Source organism: Nostoc sp. (assembly GCF_054880495.1).
Genome location: NZ_JBTYKD010000157.1, coordinates 1 through 21,153 on the forward strand (window position 1 = coordinate 1; position 21,153 = coordinate 21,153).

General features: G+C 42.4%; 19 protein-coding genes and 1 pseudogene. 10 read left to right on the forward strand and 10 right to left on the reverse strand.

Features of this window, described 5'->3' with window-relative positions; genetic code table 11:
- Window positions 1–57 precede the first annotated feature (57 nt).
- Together ACYTXL_RS15715 and ACYTXL_RS15720 are read right to left on the reverse strand one after the other, a co-directional pair.
- Window positions 58–1,242, reverse strand: coding sequence for a M20 family metallopeptidase (locus ACYTXL_RS15715; RefSeq protein WP_461925546.1), 1,185 nt, complete (start codon window positions 1,240–1,242; stop codon window positions 58–60).
- A 141-nt stretch (window positions 1,243–1,383) separates the two neighbouring features.
- Window positions 1,384–1,947, reverse strand: coding sequence for a pentapeptide repeat-containing protein (locus tag ACYTXL_RS15720; protein ID WP_461925547.1), 564 nt, complete (start codon window positions 1,945–1,947; stop codon window positions 1,384–1,386).
- Between the two features lie 430 nt (window positions 1,948–2,377).
- Here ACYTXL_RS15720 and ACYTXL_RS15725 point away from each other — a divergent pair.
- Window positions 2,378–2,807 (forward strand): annotated as a pseudogene (locus tag ACYTXL_RS15725) (zinc ribbon domain-containing protein); the annotation flags it as partial.
- Window positions 2,808–2,821: 14 nt separating this feature from the next.
- Here ACYTXL_RS15725 and ACYTXL_RS15730 read toward each other — a convergent pair.
- From ACYTXL_RS15730 to ACYTXL_RS15745, 4 genes are all read right to left on the reverse strand, one after another.
- Complete coding sequence (locus ACYTXL_RS15730; RefSeq protein WP_461925548.1) at window positions 2,822–4,582, reverse strand: serine/threonine protein kinase; 1,761 nt, start codon at window positions 4,580–4,582, stop codon at window positions 2,822–2,824.
- A gap of 123 nt (window positions 4,583–4,705) precedes the next feature.
- Window positions 4,706–4,894, reverse strand: a complete 189-nt coding sequence (rpsU, locus tag ACYTXL_RS15735; protein ID WP_012407716.1) for a 30S ribosomal protein S21 — start codon at window positions 4,892–4,894, stop codon at window positions 4,706–4,708.
- Window positions 4,895–5,008: 114 nt separating this feature from the next.
- Complete coding sequence (locus ACYTXL_RS15740; protein WP_461925549.1) at window positions 5,009–5,329, reverse strand: RNA recognition motif domain-containing protein; 321 nt, start codon at window positions 5,327–5,329, stop codon at window positions 5,009–5,011.
- 1,132 nt (window positions 5,330–6,461) lie between these two features.
- Window positions 6,462–7,556, reverse strand: coding sequence for a sensor histidine kinase (locus tag ACYTXL_RS15745; RefSeq protein ID WP_461925550.1), 1,095 nt, complete (start codon window positions 7,554–7,556; stop codon window positions 6,462–6,464).
- 675 nt (window positions 7,557–8,231) lie between these two features.
- On the opposite strand from ACYTXL_RS15745, the gene ACYTXL_RS15750 reads away from it, so the two are divergent.
- The 5 genes from ACYTXL_RS15750 (at window position 8,232) to thrB (ending at window position 13,960) form a co-directional block, all read left to right on the forward strand.
- A complete protein-coding gene (locus ACYTXL_RS15750) occupies window positions 8,232–8,951 on the forward strand; it encodes a response regulator (protein ID WP_461925551.1) in 720 nt (239 codons plus the stop codon).
- Window positions 8,952–9,106: 155 nt separating this feature from the next.
- Window positions 9,107–10,792, forward strand: coding sequence for an NAD(P)H-quinone oxidoreductase subunit 4 (locus ACYTXL_RS15755; RefSeq protein ID WP_461925552.1), 1,686 nt, complete (start codon window positions 9,107–9,109; stop codon window positions 10,790–10,792).
- A 213-nt stretch (window positions 10,793–11,005) separates the two neighbouring features.
- Window positions 11,006–12,118, forward strand: a complete 1,113-nt coding sequence (locus tag ACYTXL_RS15760; RefSeq protein WP_461925553.1) for a hypothetical protein — start codon at window positions 11,006–11,008, stop codon at window positions 12,116–12,118.
- A gap of 12 nt (window positions 12,119–12,130) precedes the next feature.
- Window positions 12,131–12,685 (forward strand): hypothetical protein, encoded by a 555-nt coding sequence (locus ACYTXL_RS15765; protein ID WP_461925554.1) that lies wholly within the window; start codon window positions 12,131–12,133, stop codon window positions 12,683–12,685.
- A gap of 360 nt (window positions 12,686–13,045) precedes the next feature.
- Window positions 13,046–13,960, forward strand: coding sequence for a homoserine kinase (thrB, locus tag ACYTXL_RS15770; RefSeq protein WP_461925555.1), 915 nt, complete (start codon window positions 13,046–13,048; stop codon window positions 13,958–13,960).
- A 177-nt stretch (window positions 13,961–14,137) separates the two neighbouring features.
- On the opposite strand, the gene ACYTXL_RS15775 is transcribed toward thrB, so the two are convergent.
- The 3 genes from ACYTXL_RS15775 to ACYTXL_RS15785 all read right to left on the reverse strand — a co-directional run bounded on the left by ACYTXL_RS15775 (window position 14,138) and on the right by ACYTXL_RS15785 (window position 16,429).
- On the reverse strand, window positions 14,138–14,962 hold the full coding sequence (locus ACYTXL_RS15775) for an SDR family oxidoreductase (protein ID WP_461925556.1): 825 nt from the start codon (window positions 14,960–14,962) through the stop codon (window positions 14,138–14,140).
- 305 nt (window positions 14,963–15,267) lie between these two features.
- A complete protein-coding gene (locus tag ACYTXL_RS15780; protein WP_461925557.1) occupies window positions 15,268–15,396 on the reverse strand; it encodes a hypothetical protein in 129 nt (42 codons plus the stop codon).
- Window positions 15,397–16,249: 853 nt separating this feature from the next.
- Window positions 16,250–16,429, reverse strand: a complete 180-nt coding sequence (locus ACYTXL_RS15785; RefSeq protein ID WP_461925558.1) for a hypothetical protein — start codon at window positions 16,427–16,429, stop codon at window positions 16,250–16,252.
- A 531-nt stretch (window positions 16,430–16,960) separates the two neighbouring features.
- On the opposite strand from ACYTXL_RS15785, the gene rtcA reads away from it, so the two are divergent.
- From rtcA to ACYTXL_RS15800, 3 genes are all read left to right on the forward strand, one after another.
- Window positions 16,961–18,010, forward strand: coding sequence for an RNA 3'-terminal phosphate cyclase (gene rtcA / locus ACYTXL_RS15790; protein ID WP_461925563.1), 1,050 nt, complete (start codon window positions 16,961–16,963; stop codon window positions 18,008–18,010).
- Window positions 18,011–18,027: 17 nt separating this feature from the next.
- The gene (locus tag ACYTXL_RS15795; RefSeq protein WP_461925559.1) at window positions 18,028–18,207 is read left to right on the forward strand and encodes a calcium-binding protein; all 180 of its coding nucleotides are present in this window, start codon (window positions 18,028–18,030) and stop codon (window positions 18,205–18,207) included.
- Between the two features lie 81 nt (window positions 18,208–18,288).
- Complete coding sequence (locus ACYTXL_RS15800) at window positions 18,289–18,519, forward strand: hypothetical protein (protein WP_461925560.1); 231 nt, start codon at window positions 18,289–18,291, stop codon at window positions 18,517–18,519.
- Window positions 18,520–18,817: 298 nt separating this feature from the next.
- On the opposite strand, the gene ACYTXL_RS15805 is transcribed toward ACYTXL_RS15800, so the two are convergent.
- The gene (locus ACYTXL_RS15805) at window positions 18,818–20,269 is read right to left on the reverse strand and encodes an MFS transporter (RefSeq protein WP_461925561.1); all 1,452 of its coding nucleotides are present in this window, start codon (window positions 20,267–20,269) and stop codon (window positions 18,818–18,820) included.
- A gap of 125 nt (window positions 20,270–20,394) precedes the next feature.
- On the opposite strand from ACYTXL_RS15805, the gene ACYTXL_RS15810 reads away from it, so the two are divergent.
- Window positions 20,395–20,922 carry a phosphoribosyltransferase gene (locus ACYTXL_RS15810; protein WP_461925562.1) on the forward strand — a complete coding sequence of 176 codons (528 nt, stop codon included), beginning with the start codon at window positions 20,395–20,397 and terminating at the stop codon, window positions 20,920–20,922.
- Window positions 20,923–21,153: the final 231 nt, after the last annotated feature.

Consider the following 21,153-nt stretch of genomic DNA (forward strand, 5'->3'; position numbering starts at 1 on the left):
GCTAAAAAAGATTACTTAAACAAAAACTCCCAGCACTTATCTACTGGGAGTTTTTATTTACAAATTTTGCTGACAGTATTTATAAGCGGTGTATGCCAGAGTTACAACCCCGGTGATAATCGCAGATTCATCGACTTCAAATTGGGGATGATGTAATGGGTGGTTAATGATTCTTTCTTTGTAGCCTACACCCAAGCGAAACATAGAACCGGGGGCGTGTTCCAGATACATTGAAAAATCTTCCGACCCAAGGGAAGGTTCGGGTAAGACTTGGACGCGATCGCAACTCCAAGCTTCTTCTGCGGCTGATTGTAACAATTGCGTTAGGACGTAATCATTTTGGACGCTGGGTACACCCTGGCGATAATTGACTTCATAGCTTGCCCCGTAGGTATCACAGAGATTAGATACAATGTTTTCAATCCAGTTTGGAAGCTGGGCACGGGTTTCGGGATGGAGCGATCGCACGGTTCCCAATAACTGCACTTTATCCGCAATTATATTCGGCGCTCTACCACCATTAATCTTCCCGATGCTCAAGACTACAGGACGCAAGGGATTTTGTGTGCGGCTGATCGCTTGTTGCAGTGCAGTAATAATTTGGCAAGCAATCCAAATTGCATCAATCGCCTCATGGGGACGCGCCCCATGCCCAGATTCTCCTATAATCAGAATTTCTAAGTCATCGGCCGCCGCTGTCAATGCCCCGTAACGCACGCCAATAGAACCTGCGGGTATAGAAGGGAAAACATGAACCCCTAATAAAGCTGAGACATTTTCCATTGCCCCATCTTTCACCATCCAGCTTGCGCCTTGGGCAATTTCCTCGGCGGGCTGAAATAAAAACCGCACTTTCCCACCCAAATCCTCTGCAACTTGGGACAGCACCATTGCCGTTCCTAACCCGACAGTAGTGTGGACATCGTGACCGCAAGCGTGCATAATACCATCTGCGCGAGAGGCATATTCCAAATTGGTGCCCTCTTGAATTGGCAAGGCATCCATATCAGTGCGAATTGCCAATAAACGGTCATTTTGGCTAGTGCCTTGCAGTTCTCCAATCACGCCGGTTTTGCCGACTCCCTCTTGGACGTGCAGCCCACTGGAAGACAGAACACCAGCTACGAAGGCTGCTGTTTGGTACTCCTGACCGCTAAGTTCTGGGTGAGAGTGGATGTGGCGGCGAATTTCAATTAAGCGGGGTGCTAAGTTTGCTGCTAAGTCTTTAATACGGGTAAGCATTGACTAAATTAATCTCCAAGCTTTTTTCCCATGATAAAGAACTGTTAACAAACAAAATGCTTTTGGCATACTACAACGAGAGTTGAGAACAAGCAAAGGTGGAGGGGGAGATGAGGAGAATAGGCAATGCCCAATGCCAGTTTATTTGGAATAACAGGTTGTGCCTCGGGTATTTTCGGGTTTGAACTCGTTACATTCTCTGGGATTTTGACGCTCTAACGACCAGCCATAGGGTTTGTCGGAGGTGACGATACCATTAGCCATAGTTGTTAGTCGGAAGTTAGCCCCCCGAAAATTGGTAAACTGCAAATTGGCATTTTTTAAGTTTGCTGCTTCTAAATTGGCGCTGATTAAACCGGCATAAGATAGATCGGCATTTTCCAGGGATGCTGATTTCAAATTTGCTCCTGTTAAGGAAGCACCACTGAGATTCGCCGAATTCAGAATAGCACTTTCTAAATTGGCACCGGTGAGATCGGCATTCGTGAGATTAGCTTGAGATAATGTAGCGTTGCTTAAGTCAGCTCCTCGCAAATTTGCTCCGTTTAGATTCAGTTTACTTAAGTCAGCACCACTCAAATTACACCGAGGACAGGTACTTGTTGCCTTCAACTGATCCAAGTCTAGCTGATTTAATGCAAGGCTCGGCTCTGCAAACCCGAAACAAGCTAACAAGGCGACGGTAGCGACAATCTTGAGTTTCATATTTTTTACAGATATCCACAATTTGACAAATTACGCACATTGCGTACTGTCATACTTACATATACCACTTGTCTAAGGAAGAACAGGGATGAAGCATTGATTAAGAATGTGTAAAAATACTATGAATTCTAATGGTAAAACTACTCAAACCGAAATCTAGGCTATAGAATCGATTTGTAGGCAAGTATACTGAACCAATTATAGACTACCAAATATGTGATCCCCCTAGATCGATGAAAATCCGACTAGGGGGATCTTGTTTTTGGGCACTTGATTAATTACGAATTACGAATTATTTTAACGCTTCGCGGAACTCCCCATCTTCTCTGCGAGACGCTACGCTAACAAGGTACTCCTAAGATGGGGATTGTGAGGGGGTGATAAGGATTGCGTCTAGGATTGATTTAAAACATAAGTAAAAACAAATACTGGATGCATGACGAATCACCAATTATTTTATTTGATTATAGCCTATAAACTAGAACGCAAAGGTGGAAAGTTGATTGAGATTGATAGATGGTTCCCCAGTTCAAAACTCTGTTCTAATTGTTTCCATCAAATTAGTGAAATGCCGTTGGATATCCGTGAATGGACTTGTCCTCATTGCAATACTCATCATGATCGTGATGCAAACGCAGCGATAAATATTAGAGCAGAGAATATGAGAATGCTTGCATTGGGCGTAGTCGAAATGATAAAGGCGGAAGGTGACGTTCGTTCCCCCTTGGCGTCTCCCCTTGGGAGAAGACTCGCTATCAGCCGTCTCTGCTGTAGGAGGGGAGGTAAGTCCTAATCTTGGGCGAAAGTCTAAGTTTAGGCACTCCCCCGTGATTACAGAAGCTCCTAGTTCAGCTTTATAGCTACTAGGAGTAGTTCACCGCCATCCCAAAAGGCGCAATCCAGGGACAATTAGGTAGTAACTCACTCCTAACCAGAAGCTGACAAAGAAGCCCACAGAACCAAAAAAAATCAGAGGCTTGTATAACTCCGGCCAGCCTGGAAGACTTGAAAATTGGAAGATAGCAGGTGCTAACTTCAAAAGAATCAAAAGTGCATAGCCGATCGCACTACCAAAGGCAGCGAACACAGCGTACACTATATGATGGCTGCGAAGACCTAAACTCAAGGTGAGTAGGGAAACTGCCACTAAAATCACTGCTACTAAGCCTTCACCACTATCTTTTGGGGTGATTAATTGCAAAATCAACCAGCCGAAGCCATAGCTAACTATACCCATCAGCGACGCTACTAAAAAACGCCGCCGTTGACCAAAACACCCGGATACTGTCAGTCCCCATGCGGTTCCCCAGCCTGCGGCGACGAACACCAAAATATCTGGCCCAAAGTGGGGTTGAGCATTTGGCACTAATTCCTTTAGCTGACTCCCAAGAAATTCCACAACCCGATGCCCCAAGCTAGTGCGATAGGCCAAAATAAAACCAGCGATCGCACCAAAATAAGCGCCGATACTACTCAGGATTATCGCCCAAATCGTCGCCAAACAAGCTTGGAAAATTTTGATGATTGTCTGAGCGATGAAAATAACGCTTTTGCTTACAGCTTGGCTAAAGTTAGCTAAAACTTGTTCAATAGCTAACTTTAGCAGTGTAAATCTCTGGTAAGCTTGCGTTGAGGCTTGCTTAACCTGATCTCGCAGTTGGGAAAACAACCCTGGCGGCGGTAATGATTGAGAAATCTTCGCCAACCGTTTCTGAATTATCGCTGCATTTGCCGGACGCGATCGCACATCCGCCTCCACCATCTCATCGAGCAAATCTGCTAATTGGGGGTTGACATTTATCGTAGTTCGCCAATGTAATTTACCCGTTTGCTGATCTTCCAATTCTAGCGGGTATTTGCCTGTTAGTAGTTCAATTACCGTTCGACCGAGGGCATAAAAATCAGCACTTGGCCTGACAATCCCGCCAGTCACTTGTTCTGGTGGACTGTAGCCAGAAGAAAATAATCGGGTGGAACTAGACTGAGAACGCAGCTTAGAGGGGCTAAATTGTTTTGCCCCGCCAAAATCAATTAGTACCAGGCGATCGCCCTCTGTTTGCCCTTGAGGTGGGGTTACAGTTGGCGAAAAGGTTCCTAGCATTAAATTAGAAGGTTTGATATCCCGGTGAATAATCTGACGTTTGTGTAATTCCTGTAAAATTTGTACAGCTTGGGCAAACCAGTTTAAAACCAAATCCTCTGGACATCCTTGGGGAAACTTTTTTAATATCTCCTCTAAAGTCCGCCCATTAATTTTTTCCATTACCAGACAAGGCAGTTGGTGCGGTTTAGGATTAAACAGCTTTACCTGAAAATATCCATCGGCATCAACTGTGGGGACACCCGGATGCTGCAAGTTAGATAAAACCGCCGCCTCTTGGGTAAATAATTCCAGTGCTTTTGGTGAATCTTCTACCAACACTTTCAGTACTTTCTCGGTTTGAGTTTTTTCATCCCAAACCGTGTAGATTTGAGCAAATCCTCCCGATCCCAAGGGCTGAAGTGGAACATAGCGGTCTAACAGCTCTAGCGGTGCGCCACAGCTGTTGCAAAATTTGTTTCCCCAAGGCTGAGGATAAGGACGTTGACAATCAGGATTTATGCAGTGAACCGCCCTCTGAGTGATGTGGGACACAACCGCTACAATACAAAGGCTGACTTGATTTTAGCGTTTCTTTAGGTTTCCTGATTTTAAAATAGACAAAACCAATGCCCTCATAAAAGCTATGAGGGCATTAGTTTATATTTATGTCAGTCCTTAATTACGAAAACTTCTCTTACTCTGTCTGTGCTTGGCAACTTCTTTGCGCTTGCGTTTTTCTAGGGGCGTTTCAAAATGACGATGCTTTCTCATGTCTGGAAAAATTCCAGCCTTGGAAACTTCTCGCTTAAATCGTCGTAAGGCGGATTCAATGTGTTCATTGTCACCTACAATTACTTGGGTCATTATCTCTCCTACTAAGTTGACTTAATCAATGAGTATGCAGGTAGTAACAGTGCAAAAAAAAGACAGACTCCTTGTCTGACTTAAGACTCTAGGTAAATTTTTTTGTTTCTAAAGTTAGTAGCGGGAGCGTCCACCGCCGCCACCACCATATCCGCCTCGATTACCACCAAACGAACCTCTATCACCTCTGTCTTCCTTGGGTTTAGCCTTATTCACTTTCAGGTCACGACCCATCCACTCAGCACCGTCTAAAGCTTCAATGGCAGCTGTTTCTTCAGCGTCAGTTCCCATTTCCACAAAAGCAAAGCCTCGCGGACGGCCTGTTTCACGGTCGGTAGGTACTTGAACTCGCTTTACAGTACCATATTCTGCAAAAATACCACTTAAATCCTCTTGTGTAACGTCATAAGAGAGGTTACCTACATAAATTGACATCGATTATCTCCAAAATCATCACTGTGTAGAGATTTTAATTTCTCTGAGAAGTCTGTAAATACTAAAAGGAAAAAGCCCTTCAATACTAAAACCAAAGACATCACCGAATTAACTCTCCTAACTAGGATGACATAGGAGCTAACTCTCTGCAGCATCCAGTAGTTAATTAACCAGTGATGCGATCGCATCTACGCGATCGTCCGCCCCTACTTACCCTAAGTACAGCCCACCGCAAAAAAGGGTTGGAAATGGAAAAAGATAAATTCTCTAGGGTGATAAAGGAAATCAGACATACAGGGGCGCATCTTTAATTATCCGAATTGAACGTTTAAATGCATTAACCATGAAGTATTACTTCCAAATTTTAATATGAAAGGCAAAGTCAGGCAACATATAAAAGCGCCGACTTGTATTCCGTTAGAGAACCCACGATGAAAGCAACTGCGATCGCGTACCTGGCGTAGGCAATCACGCAGCGATCGCACTAAGAGCAAGCGAATTTAAACGCCAGAACAATTCTATTGGACTTTGGACAAATAAAAAATCTTAGCGTCAAATCCAAATCATAAATCGCCTCAGTTCGTTTTTGAACTGAAGTAAATCTCATCTATTTACATAAATTTACGCACTAATCGATGTTTGGGGTATTTATTTTGACTATGGGATGCTTCAATCGCTACCTGTTGCTTCATGCTACCAGAAAGTTCTTGTGGTAGAGTTTTGGCAAATTCCGTGATTAGCCTTGATAAAATCTAAGGGAACTCCAAGAAATAAATTACTACTACTTGTGGGGTGGGCGTCTCGCACGCCATATAAACTGGGCGGGCGAGATGCCCACCCCACAATAAATAATTGAATATTTTTTTATTTGTCAGTCCCTAATAATTAGGTCGGAATGAAATCGTCAAATCCCTAAACCACAATCCTTAGTAATTTCATCAATCTGCTGGCGAGTTAAACCTGGATTGTAACAATCAAAGAATTCAAAATATATTGAAGTTCATCCGTAAGTTCAGACATTTGACTAACCTGATTTAGTGATTAAAGACGAAAGTATTTTCAACCATCTCGTCTAATATTCTCCCTTTCTTAAATCTGTGTTTTACCAGAGATTTTTTGCCTATCGCTACTTTTAGTTTTCACCAGCGACAGGTAGACTTATAGTGAATGTACTACCCTTCCCTGGTTCAGATGTCACATTGATTGTGCCTTGATGTGCTTCAATAATGCAGCGAGATAAATATAGACCCAAACCACTTCCAGAACGCTGGTGTTTACCTTGGCGAAATCGCTCGAATAATATTGTCTGGTCTTGTTTAGAAATTCCCGATCCCGTATCTTGGATATCAATAGTCACAGCTACCGGAGTGAGATAACAGCGAATATCTACAGAACCTTTATCTGTAAATTTGATCGCATTGCCGATGATATTTGTCAAAACTCGCCGCAGTTCTACGCGATCGCCCATGATGGTACTTGCAGTTTCACTTTTATCAAGGTTTACAGCTAATCCTTTTTCTTCAGCTAAGGGAGTTAATTCTTGGGAAACTTCACTAACTAATTCTTGAATATTGCAGCGAGAAATTTTTAAGGTTTTACAGCCTGCTTCATGACGATAAACTTCTAACAAGGTATTTACCATTTCCAGCAGGTCTTGATTACTGCCAATCATGGTATCAATTATTTCTTCCAATTGTGGCGAAACTTCGCAAAATCTGCCTTCCAGCAATAATTTTAATACGCGGTTGGAGGCTACTAGAGGTATGCGTAAATCGTGAGTAAAACGCGAGACAAAATCTGCCCGGAGGTTAGCCATCTGATCTCGTTCGTCGATACTATGCTTGAGGCGCAGGAGCGATCGCACTCGTGCATGTAGTTCATCAGGATCGAATGGTTTACGAATAAAGTCATCTGCACCAGCATCAAGTCCTTCAACAACGCTAGACTCATAGTGAGCCGTGAGCAGCAAAATGGGGATAAATGGCAACGCCTGATTCTGTCGGATGCGTCGAGTAAATTCATAGCCATCTATCTCCGGCATCATCACATCTAAGAGAATTAAGTCTGGCGGCGACTGCTCAACCATACTCAGAGCAATTTTGCTATCTTCCACCAAGTTAATCTCATAGTCCTCATCTTCTAGGACTGCTTCTAAGACTAGTAAATTGTCAAAAACATCATCGACAACGAGAATTTTATCTTTTTTGACACTTTTAGTTAAAGACATGGCTAAATAAAAAAGAAGTGCTTGGCTATCCCTAGCAAATCTAGTAATAGCTTACTTCACTAGCGCTGAGATTATTAAGAATTTGTATTTTCCTTTAAAGTTTCCTAAATTAAATATCTTACTATATACGTAATTACACTGTAGTCCTTTAAAGCCTGTATTAATTAATATTACTTTTTGATAAGTATCTTAGTCCGATTATCTAACCAATATCTGTGCCTGGTGCTAGTGTGAGGTAGTTTAGTCAATTTTTTGTACATCATCCTAGCTACTGCAAAGGCAACTATTATATATAGGACTTACGCAAAAGTACACGCCCTCCGTGGCAATACCCTGCGGGAAGCTAAAGCTACATGAATTGCCCCTACGTGAAAATAAGGATTTCGACTATTGTTTGCGTAAGTACTGTATTAATTAGTCACCCACTCTTGCTTGCTATTACTATAAAATATCCACCATCAGGTTCATGTATAACAATATTTTTTGATTGAATTATATTGTAATATCGAAACTGTTGCCTGAGAAAAACTTCCGAGATCAGGTTATTTATGTCTAATGGTAGATGAAGTTCAGGGAACAATACTAAGCGCATTGTTTTTTGTATAAAATCCCAAATAGAAGAACGAGATTATTTTAATCTGTATTTTAGATAGATAACAGTAAAGTTAAGCAACTATGAGTGAAATCAAGATCCTTGTGATTGAAGATCACAACCTGACAAGAATCGGCTTACGGGCTGCCTTACAAACGCAGCCAGAGTTAAACATTGTTGGTGAAGCCGCAAATGCCGCCGACGGCATCAAGCTTCTGAAAACACTCAAGCCTGATGTTGCTACTATTGACATTGGTTTGCCTGATATGGATGGGATTGAGCTAACACGCACATTTAGGCAATATCAAGCAGAAAATGAAAATTATACAACAAAGCTGCTAATTTTAACGATGCAGAATAGCGAACAGGCAGTTTTAGCAGCATTTGCGGCGGGTGCAGATTCTTATTGCATGAAGGATATCGAAACTGAGAAACTAGTTGAGGCTGTGAAAACGACTTATGCAGGTGCATCATGGATCGATCCAGCGATCGCAGACCTTGTACTACAACAAATACGTCAAGATTTCCCCGATGCTAGCAGAGGCACAGCTGGAAAAAGAGTCTTAATTGAAGGTATTAACCCAGATATTGAGAAAAGTATAGTCGGCTATCCTTTAACTAATAGAGAGATGGATGTTTTAGAGTTGATTGTCGCTGGGTGTGACAATGCAGAAATTGCCAAAAGGCTGTATCTAACAGTCGGTACTGTAAAAACTCATGTTCGAGGTATTCTCAATAAACTCTGTGTTGCTGACCGTACACAGGCTGCTGTCCGTGCGTTGCGTGCTGGATTAGTACCGTGAGCCAGTAAAAATCTTTCTTCCCAATTCCCCACTCCCCATTTTCAAGTCAATTCTTTTTCCGTCAAAACGGTCAATGGCACAAAGATTTATGAAGAAAATGTTACAAACTTTAGTACAATGACATAATTGACAAATAAGTATTTTTCCTCATATACATGATAGCGGATCAATTTCCCTGGCTTACCGCAATTGTCTTACTGCCACTCGTTGCTGCCTTGCTTATCCCTGTGCTGCCTGATAAAGATGGCAAGCGTGTTCGGTGGTATGCACTAGGTGTAAGTATTGCAGACTTTGCGTTGATGTGCTATGTCTTTTGGAAGCATTATGATGCCAGCAGTGCTAGTTTTCAACTTGGGGAAAATTATGCCTGGGTGCCTCAGTTAGGTTTGAACTGGGCGGTATCAGTCGATGGACTTTCAGTGCCACTTGTGCTTCTAGCAGGATTTGTCACCACACTCTCGATTTTTTCCGCTTGGCAAGTTGATCACCGACCCCGCCTCTTCTATTTCTTGATGCTGGTGCTGTATTCCGCACAGGTAGGGGTGTTCGTTGCCAAAGACTTGCTGCTATTTTTCATTATGTGGGAAGTAGAGCTGATTCCCGTCTACCTACTAGTCTGCATTTGGGGTGGGCAAAGGCGTCGTTATGCGGCTACAAAATTTTTGTTGTATACCGCAGCCGCTTCTATATTTATTTTGGTGGCAGCGCTGGCAATGGGATTATACGGCGGCGGTAATATGACATTTGACATAACCGCCCTCGCCAGGAAGGAATATCCCCTTGGTCTACAACTACTACTTTATGCAGGGTTGTTGATTGCATTTGGTGTCAAGCTTGCTGTTTTCCCCATGCATACCTGGTTGCCTGATGCCCACGGCGAAGCATCCTCTCCTGTATCGATGATTCTGGCTGGTGTGTTACTGAAGATGGGCGGATACGGGCTGATTCGCCTGAATCTTGAATTACTCCCCGATGCACATATTTACTTTGCGCCGGTTCTAGCCATTCTGGGTGTTGTGAATATTATCTATGGTGCATTAAACTCCTTTGCTCAGACCAATATGAAGCGGCGTTTAGCTTATTCGTCGATTTCCCATATGGGGTTTGTATTGCTTGGGATTGCGTCCTTTACTGATTTGGGAATCAACGGCGCGATGTTGCAGATGATTTCACATGGTTTGATTGCATCGGTACTGTTCTTTTTAGCAGGCGTTACTTACGATCGCACCCACACAATGGTAATGAAAGATATGGGCGGTATTGGTCAAGCCATGCCCAAAGTCTTTGCCCTGTTTACAATCGCAGCGATGGCATCTCTGGCACTTCCGGGTATGAGCGGCTTTGCTGGCGAACTCTCAGTATTCGTTGGTCTGACAAGTAGTGACGTTTACAGTTCGACTTTCTGCACTGTAACAGTTTTTCTCGCCGCGGTTGGAGTCATCCTCACACCAATCTATCTACTTTCCATGCTGCGAGAAGTATTTTATGGTGACGGTGCAGCACTCATCTGCGACATTAATAATGCAGGCTTGGAAAATCAAGAAGATGATGGAACAGTTTGTTTTGGTACAGACTGCTTCGTGCCAGAAGATGCAGTCTACGACGATGCTAGACCGCGTGAGGTGTTTATCGCTGCCTGTTTTCTGCTGCTGATTATTGGTATTGGTTTTTATCCAAAGATGGCGATGCAGATGTACGACGTGAAGACTGTCGCAGTCAATGCTAATCTTCGCCAGTCTTATGCCATAGTCTCGCAAACCAATCCCCAGATTTATGCTAAGGGATTCTTGGCTCCACAAATTTCCGAGGTTGAGGTAGCGCCCGTTTTAGGAACTTTTTAGACAGTTAGGGGAAAAAAGTGATCGCTTTTAATGTTGAGGCGATCACTTTTATACTAGGATTACGCGATCGCACGAGATAATAAAAGATCAGTTTGGTGGCGTAAATGAACTTAGAAAACTGGTCTTGACAAAATAAAACTTTTGTAAAGTAGATTTTCAATTAAAAAAGACTGTATTAACATAGGGATTAAAGTAATATTTACAACATTTATTATGACTATGCGAGACGCAAAGAAGGGTCGTGAGAAACCTCCTCCTGTCAATAATCCTCACCCACCTGCGAAAGAACCACTTTCTAATCATGAGCTTAACCATTTTTTGAGAAATGCTCGTGCTGATGCGATTCGATGGGAACGACTTGCGAAAGAAAATCAAGAAGCTGCGTCTCAACTTACTCAAGTTCAGCAAGATATCCAAACTTACCAAATTGAAGTTAACGAGTTAAAACAGATATATCTGAATGAACAAAAAAATTATCAGCAGGCTTTATGCCTCTACAATGGAGAAAAAACTAGAGCAATTGAATTAATTGCCCAACGTGATGAATGGCAAGAACGTGCGAAAGAAAATCAGGAAGCTGCATCCCAACTAAGTCAAGTTCAGCAAAATATCCACACTTATCAAGTTGAGGTTAACGAATTAAAAGAACGCATAGCAAACAACTATTTAATTTATCTTGGTGAACAAGAAAATTATCAGCAGGCTCTAAATCGTTACAATGAAGCAAAAACCAAAGCAGTTGAATTAATTGCCCAACGTGATGAATGGCAACAACGTGCGAAAAAAAATCAGGAAGCTGCATCCCAACTAACTCAAGTTCAGCAAGATATCCAAACTTACCAAGTTGAGGTTAATGAATTAAAAGAACGTGTAGCACACAATTACCAGATATATATTGATGAGCAAAAAAATTATCAGCAAGCTCTACATCGTTACAATGAAGAAAAAGCAAGAGCAACTGAATTACTTGCCCAATATGAAGAAATCAAGTCTGAGCGAGACAACTATTTAACTCTATATAATGAGGCACAAACACAACTTAAATTTGAGCGACGTTCCAAGGCTGGTATTAAGGGATGGGAAACTCGTCGTAAAGCCGAGAACGAAAGGCTAAAACGGGAAATCGCTGAGATGGTCGTTCTGCTGCGTGAATCCCTCGTAAGTAAAGATGATGCCATAAATAACCTCTACCTTGTAGCAAAACGCATGGATCGTATTCAATCTCTAGTAGATTCGGTGGAAGAGGAAACAACAGGTAATCCTGTCGGTCTGGTACAAAAGTTTAAACGCATCTGGCTTGCTATTAAAGAAATACTTTCGGAATAAACAAGCATCTTTATGAGCAAAAAATCAGCATCAAACATAGGAAATCAAAGTAAAGGTAAGTTAGGGGAGCAAATTCGTAATATTGCTGATAGACTTAAACAAGAAAATGAGGTGCAGATCAAAGCCACCTCCCGTATTTTGGGGGCTGCGGCTCAAATTTCCGAAAATTATGACCGACTCGTTAATGAGGTAGTTGATATGGTTGAGGAAGACCTTAATAAACAAACCCAGACGTATCAAAAGGATATTTATACGGTTGATATTCTAAAGCAACAGTTTAAAACATTACGTGAAGCAAAAGATTACTTTAAGCTGAAAGCTACTAGTTGGGAATCCCTCGTTAAAAAAATAAATGATTCATCTTCTCAAAAGCTTGTATCTGAAACTAAACCTCAGTTTTATAATTTGTTTGAAAGTAACAATATGGGAAAATTTGAACATGATAGCAAAATTTCTGAAGGTTTGACAGTTCATTTAGAAGAAGATATTGCAGAAATATTTCCCAATGCTCAAGCAGTAAATGAAGCTCTACGTTTTTTAATTAGAGTTACGAAGAAAAGTTGCTAGGAAAGTAAATTTAACAGTCCAATATTTATAATTAATTTTATAGGAAAGTCGCATTTGTGCTTTCCAAAACTTACTTAATATTAAACTCCACTAAATGTTGTATCTCAGGAAATTAATTTAATTTTATGTATCATCAATCACTTTTGAGACTGACATTTGTAGATGGGGCGGAGCGATCGCACAATCCGACCATTTAAATTCCCACAGTATAATTTTGCCAGAGCCACAACCACTGCAACTCAAGGCTCGTAGGATGGATTAAGGAACAGTAGATCAAAGTATTCCAAGTAACGCTCAAAAACTCGCCCCAAACTGCTACCAATACATGGGATGCTAGTTAATGATTAGTGAGTTTTACCAATGTCTGTTGTTTCTGCTATCACAGTTACTGTTCCCGCCACAACTGCTAATTTGGGGCCTGGTTTTGATTGCATCGGTGCAGCATTAAAGCTGTACAACGAGTTCAAGTTCACTCGCCTAGAAGAAGGTGGATTAATTATTCATGTCACTGGTACCGAAGCTGAACGAGTCCAAACTGATGAAACTAATCTCCTCTACCAAGCGTTTGTCAAGTTCTATCAACATATAGAGCAGACACCGCCGACTGTGAAAATAGAGATAAAGTTAGGTGTACCACTGGCGAGGGGTTTGGGTAGTTCGGCGACAGCAATTGTTGGTGGGTTGGTTGCTGCTAATCAACTTGAGGGTGGGCTTATGAGTCAGTCGCAGGTGATGGAGTTAGCGATCGCAATGGAAGGACATCCTGATAATGTAGTTCCAGCCTTGTTAGGAGGATGTCGTCTTGCTGCTACCAGTGGTGCAGCTTGGGAAATTTGTGATGTTCCCTGGCATCAAGATATTGTGCTAGTTGTGGCTATTCCTGATTTTGAACTTTCCACCCACCAAGCGCGGGGCGTTCTCCCAACTCAAGTGAGTCGCGCCGACGCAATTTTCAATACAGCACATTTGGGTTTATTGTTGCGCGGCTTGGAAACTGGTAATGGACAATGGTTAAAGACAGCTTTGCAAGATAGATTGCATCAGCCCTATCGCAAAGCTTTGATTCCTGGTTATGATGCTGTCAACATCGCAGCTGTTAATGCTGGTGCTTATGGTATGGTGATTAGCGGTGCAGGACCAACACTGTTAGCTTTGGCAGATAAATTACACTCAAAGGCAGTCGAGGCGGCGATGTTAGCTGCTTGGCAAAAAGAAGGAATTACAGTCGTCGAGGTGCGATCGCTTTCTCTCGATACCCAAGGCGCAAAAAGCTAGAAGATAAGGGAGGTGAGGAGCAGCAAAAAAATTTTTAACTCCCCACTCCCCACTCCCCACTCCCCACTCCCCACTCCCCACTCCCCATTACCCCTTATTCCCAGAGGGGGCCCCACCTTCCTCACTCCCCACTTAACTACAACAGATGGTTGCATAATTCCTAGTTTCTAATAGTTGCTAAAAAATCATCTGTGGATGAATTAACTGGTATCCAGCCTCTTTAAGCTTTTCATTTGACACCCAAGCATTATATGGGCGGGTACTCTTGATAGAAGTATCCCATTTAACTTTGGGTAAATTATGTTTTTCAAATAAGCCCTCTAGCAAGTCTCGGCTGGTGAGATGTGCATCATCTACCAGATTGTAAATCCCTTGCAAACGACGATGACGAGCAAATTCTATCGCACCCACAATATCATCCAAATGAATCCAATTTGTGATATCCTCGCCATTGCCAGGACGGGTTGCACCAGAATATCTGCTAAATATTTTCAACAGTTCCCTGCCAGCCCCATAAATCCCTCCTAAGCGGAAGATACAAACACGGAGATTTTCACTAGACGCTGATAGCAACACATCCTCTGTTTTTCGGAGAATTTGTGCATTTAAATTAGCGGGTGCAAGCGGTGTTTCTTCATCTACCCATACACCATTTCTGTCACCATACACTGCATAACTGCCTGTGTATATTAATTGTTTCACACTTTTAATCTGCTGCAAAGATGAAACTAAACTTTGGGCAGTTTGTAGATAAGTTTCTTCATAAACTTCCCCACCTCTTGCACCAACACTCAAAAGTACAACATCTTGATTGTGCAAAACTGATTTTAGACTATCTAGGTCATTGCCACGGGTAACTACAACTCTTTGGGATACTGATTCTAGTGCCGGCACACGCTCAGGGGAAGTTGTGGTTACACTGACAACAAAATCCATCTTTTGCTGCCAATATTGAGCAACTTTATAACCAACATAACCACAACCAATGATTGCAACGTTCATGACAAATTAAACACAAATAAATTAAACTACTGATCGAGACTATATTCTCAATTAAAGGACTGGACGTAAATAAATTTAACAGTCCAGAGTTAACAGTCAATAGTCAATAGTACAGAGATTTTTACCTAAGTAACTGGGGAAGAATAAATCAAACCATGTTACGCAATGTAAAATTAATTAAATTGCTTGGTAGTAAGGGCTGAAGCGCTTACCCTTCGGGTTTGTTAGTCACTTATGGGAGAAAACCCCAAAACCGTGCTAACTCACTACAAACCTTTAATTATTCACGCCCACTTACTTAATGACTAATGACTAATGACTAAGCAGTAGGAAGCCACATTTACAATTAAGAGTACCTTCCTGGTGTAATCGTTTAATTGCTTATCCTCACCGTTGAGGGTCTTAACTACGATCGCCGAAATTGTATTACTCATCTTGAATCTGATTTATAGGGAATATTGCCAAGTCTCCCATATTACAGGTACTCTAAACCCAGTTTATTTAAGGAAATTAGGTTTGTTAGCCTTGTTAACCCTACGATTGTGCCTATTTTCGGCTAAATATTCTGGGTATGGTTTTTAGCGATGTCTACGATGGTCTGTGACGCTCCTGCGTCGCTCTAAGCGTTGTGGCGCAGCCTCTCGTAGAGAAGCTATGCCGTACCACTTCGTGGAAGCAAGCTACGCGCAGCGTCTCGTAGAGAAGCCTTTACGCTACGCTATCGGTGAGGCATTCAAACAACGAACCTAGATATTTAATTTAAACAACACCCACCTAACTGCATTTTACGTCAACTACTTCTACTGAATCGATGTCTAGAAATATTGTCATAACCCAGAAACAAAGCGGGCTTACGCTCAGATACTTTGAACCCACATTTCGTACCCAGAAGTGTCAGAATCGGTTATTACTGAAATAAATATAGACTTAGAGAATCAAAAAATACATTAAATAGCGACAGAAAGACATTTTAGAAAGTAAAAGTCATGAGTATCTATTCTCAACAAGGAGCAATAAACAATCAAAGCTGCTTGAAACAAGATTAATAATTAAATCCTATGGTTATATAACAAATATGAATTTACAACTTATTTTTCAATATCAAAAACCCATAATAATTCCAGACTACTAATAAAATTAGGTAGTCAATTTATGATAAATCAAATATTAGTAATATCACTTAGTACTAAGCACTCTTCATTCAGCACTCTAACTGGGCACGAGCTAAACGCCCTGCTACCGCTAACAGCACTGTTTCGGTAATCATTCTACCGCGTGGTTCATGCGTCATCGACTGGGAGTGAGGACAGCGACCGAATTGAAGTTGATAACCTTTCCCTGAACGGCGACTTTTGCTTTGTCTTGCGCTCCACCAATTGTATTAGGATTGCTCGGATCAGTTGCTTGACGTAAATCAGTTAACAGAAACTGGTGTTCAGAGCCGTCTGGCTGCTCAATATAAACCATCAAGCGATTTTTACATCCAAGTACCAGATATATTAATCTTGGCAAGCAATACCGCAGTGGGCAGAATTCGAGGTATTAATGTTTGGAGGATTAACTTTTATGTGGTGTCTACAACTTGTGTTTGTAACTCACTTCCACCGATTTTAACTTCTTCCAAGGGGAGACCCTGCACCAACAATGGGGACGCAGAAAATTAACTCCTCTACGCTTTCCTCAACGTCCCTATGCGTTAAAAAAACAGAAACACATATCAGAACCTTCTCTGTATATTTGTGTAACCTCCTTTCAAAAAGCTAGCTGTTGGGCGTTTATAATTTATGCTTTGATTTTAAGCTGACTTTTCACGGTATCTAGAAAACCTCTCTTCTTCATCTCTCTCCTAAAAGGAGAGAGACTTTGAATTTTCACCCTTCCCGCGTCGGGAAGGGGGTTAGGGGGTTAGGTTTTTTGTGGGCTTTTCCAGATGACGTGAAAAGTCAGGATTTTAAGAATCGTGGGGATAACCCAAAATCCAACATCCTAAAATCGCCCATGATTGAAATTGACGGTTCCTACGGAGAGGGAGGCGGACAAGTTCTTCGCACTTCCTTAAGTCTAGCCGCCATCACTGGCGAACCCATACGAATTTCAGGCATTCGCGCTGGACGCAAAAAGCCAGGATTAGCAGCACAACACTTAACAGCAGTTCGGGCTGCGGCGAGAATTTGTAATGCCCAACTCCGGGGTGATGGTTTGGGTTCAATGCTCCTGGAATTCATCCCAGGTAGTGCTGTGCAAGCTGGAATTTATACTTTTGATGTTAGTAAAGCACAAGTTGGTGGTTCTGCGGGTGCGATCGCACTAGTTTTACAGACAATTCTCTTACCTCTGGCACTAGCATCCGGCAATTCCCAAGTAACACTAAAGGGTGGAACTCATGTAAATTTTAGCCCGACAGTGACATACATTGAGCAAGTTTATCTGCCGATATTGCAACGCATGGGTGTAAAAGCTCAAGTCAAGTTAGGCGCTTGGGGCTGGTTTCCCCAAGGTGGGGGAGAGGTAGAGTTACAGGTGAGTGGCGGTAGTCAACTCGGCGGCATCAACTTGTTAGAACGGGGAGAGTTAGAACAGGTGCGGGGACTAGCAGTGGTGACGGAATTGCCTTCGCATATTCCCCAACGAATGGCGAATCGTGCCGAAAATTTGTTACGCAAAGCCCATTTGAAAGTTGCTATACAGACGTTGCGAGAAAGAGGTGTGGCACCTGGGGCGGGTATTTTTTTAACTGCTGAGTATCAAAACAGCTTGACTGGCTTTGGTGGATTCGGGCGTTTGCGGTTGTCGGCAGAAACAGTTGCAGAGATTGCTTGTCAGCAACTGCTTGAGTTTCACCACACCGGCGCAGCAATCGATGAACATTTAGCAGACCAATTATTATTGCCAGCTGCTTTAGCTTCACAGGAAAGTCAGTACAGTGCGGCTGAGGTGAGTAGGCATTTGACGACGAATGCAGCAGTAATTGAACAGTTTGGGTTGGCGCAGATTAGGGTAAATGAAGCTGAGAAAATCGTGTCAGTGATTCCTGTAATTGGTGGATAAGATTAAAGACTAAACTGTTGAGTCTCGAAGTACATGGGGAAGCGCTATATGGCGACTCTGGCAATGATTTTCTCAATGGCGGCACTGGCAATGACACGCTATATGGCCGTGCTGGGAATGATACCCTCAATGGTGGTACTGGTAATGATATCGTGGTTGGCGGTACTGGTAATGATATACTTACAGGTGGTGCCTGAGGCGATCGCTTTATTTTCAAGTCTCGCAGCGAAGGAATCGACCGGATTAGTGATTTTAGCGTAGTAGATGATACGATTATTGTGTCTGCGGCTGGTTTTGGTGGAGGGCTAGTTGCTGGTGCGGCGATCGCTGCTAATAAATTTGTGATTGGCACAGCAGCCACTACAAGTAGTCAAAGATTTATTTACAACAAAGGTAATGGTTTTCTCTTCTTTGATCAAGATGGCACAGGAGCGATCGCCAAAATCCAAATTGCTACACTCAATACCGGATTGTCCCTTAGTAATGCAGATATTTACGTTAGTGCTTAGGTATTCCGGCGTGGCATAAAATAGGGATGAATTAACGTAGACGATGGCAACGGAAGTTACCGAAATTGTGCGGAGAGTATTGGAAGAGCCTTTAAATTTATCTCTGTCAAAGGCATATATTTAGGTTAAGTCAGTTTGCGATCGCAAATACAAGACATTGGGCATTGGTTTATTGAATAGCCCAAAGAAACCTCACCCTGGTTTATGCTACGCAAAACCTTTCCCTCTCCTTGGTAAGGAGAGGGATTAAAGTCAGGACTCTTTGAGGTTTTTGTTTTAGGTAATTCGAGTAGCTTTGTTAACCCTCTCTCTTCTCTTGCCGTTCTTTGAGTTTTAGCATGATCTCTGCGTGCATCTCGCGGGTAATTGGGTAAAAATACGTTAAAACTAAGCCAAGAATCAAACAAACTGTAGGTATAGGCCCAACAGCAATGCGAATCGCAAACAATGCCAAATCCGGTTGGGTGGGTGGTGTACTTCCCGCTACAGACGCTTTGAAACCCGATAATTCCAAAGAATTTCCCACCAAAAACAGCCCGAAAGCTAAACCAAATTTTTGTAGCAAAACCATGAAGCCATAAAAAATGCCTTCTCTGCGTTGTCCGGTTTGGAGTTCATCTAATTCAATCACATCTGGAATCATCGACCAGGGAATTAGATAAGCTGTGGATACACCAACACCCGCCATAACAGCCATCAAATACATCAAAACTATTTGACCAGGCTGTAAGAAAAATAGTCCGGCAGCTGCTATAATCCATAAATTCATTCCCAGAAAATAAACAAGTTTTTTCCCGATTTTTTTACTCAGCGCCCCCCAGACAAATAGCATCAGCAGGGCGGTTCCTTGAACTGCAATCAGCAGTGTAGGCACATCTGATTCTTTAAGACCCATACAATAGACTACAAAATAGGGGATGATGCTGGCTGTAATCTGCACACCTAGCCAAGAAAAAAGATATATACCAATAACAAATAGAAAAGGTCGGTTGCTGAAGACAATTTTTAGCTGTTCCAAGAAGGGGAGAGATGCAGGTTCTTCGGACTGGATGCGTTTGGACTCAAAAGCCAGGATGCGATCGCGGACTCCAAAAACGCACCAATATAATGCCAAAATCGAAATTACCGTACAAATTGCTGCTAAAACAAGATATCGTTGTTGGCGATCGGCAATTTGGGAAAAAACAATTTGCGCTAAAATCAACGACAGAATGCTACCACCAATGGAAAATGTAAATCGAAAGCTGTTAAGGCCGGTGCGTTCGTCGTAATCTTGAGTTAGTTCTGGAGTCATTGCCGTATAAGGCAAATTCACAACCGTGAAAAAGGACTGAGATAGCACCCCAATCACTACGTAATACCAGAACAGCGGCCAAATATTATCACTCTGATTTGCCCTAAATTGCGGTACAATCCACTGCAAGAAAAAGAAAATCCCAAAGGGAATTGCTCCATAAAACATCCAAGGAAGACGACGGCCCCAGCGCCGAGATTTCGTTTTATCACTCAGGAACCCGATAACCGGATCATTTATGCCATCCCAGATTTTGCCAATCATCAAAATAGCGCCAGCTAAACCCGCAGGAATACCAGCGATATTGGTAAAGAAAAACAGCAGATAAAAGACGGAGATATTTGCAGTAATTGCTGGACCTAAATCTCCTGCACCGTAAGCCAGTTTTGTTTTAAAGTCGAGTTTTTGACTTAGAGGATCTCGTTGGGCATCACCATCAGTAGCAGAATCGTTCATAATAACTTGCGCTCATACTAAAGTATAAAGTTTGCGTCACCAAACAGCCCGCACTTCGGCGCAGGCTCAGTGACCATAGTAGGCATCGCCTTCAATACTAGTTATCTACCACTCCCGTTAGACTTATGCCAGACATTTATGTTTCTTGGTCAGATTATCACCAAAAAATTGAACAACTGGCTATTCAGATTTATCAATCCAGTTGGGAATTCAAGCAGATTATCTGTCTTGCTAGAGGAGGACTACGAGTTGGAGATATTCTCTCCCGTATATACCAGCAACCACTGGCAATTTTAGCAACCTCATCTTACAGTGGCGCTGGTAAGCAAGAAAGAAATAATTTAATTTTCTCGCGCCACTTGACGATGACTGCCGAAAAGTTAGGTTCGCGCATTCTTCTAGTGGATGACTTAGTAGATTCTGGGGTAACACTGCAACAGACTATACCTTGGCTCAAGCAAAATATTGATTTTCCCATTGAGGAAATTCGCACCGCCGTACTTTGGTATAAAGCCTGTTCAGTTATAGCACCCGATTATTATGTTGATTACTTGGCTGACAACCCCTGGATTCACCAACCTTTTGAACATTACGAGCAGATGAACATTGCTGAACTTGCGGGTAAAGTAAATAAAGTTAGGAGTGATGAGTGAGGAGTTATTAGGGACTTCCAACAAATAAATCATCCAATCTTGTAGGGTGGGCAGCGTTCGACTGAGCGCTCACGCCGAAGTCTTGCCCGCCTTTGCCTACGGGTGGGCCAGGCATCACCGTGCCAAAACGGGAAAATTGTACGCTAAGGCTGAAAGTGCGATTCGTTAGCTAGAAACTAGAGCCTGAAAAGGTTTCAGAGGATTAGCTGCTAGGTAATGATAACAGAACCT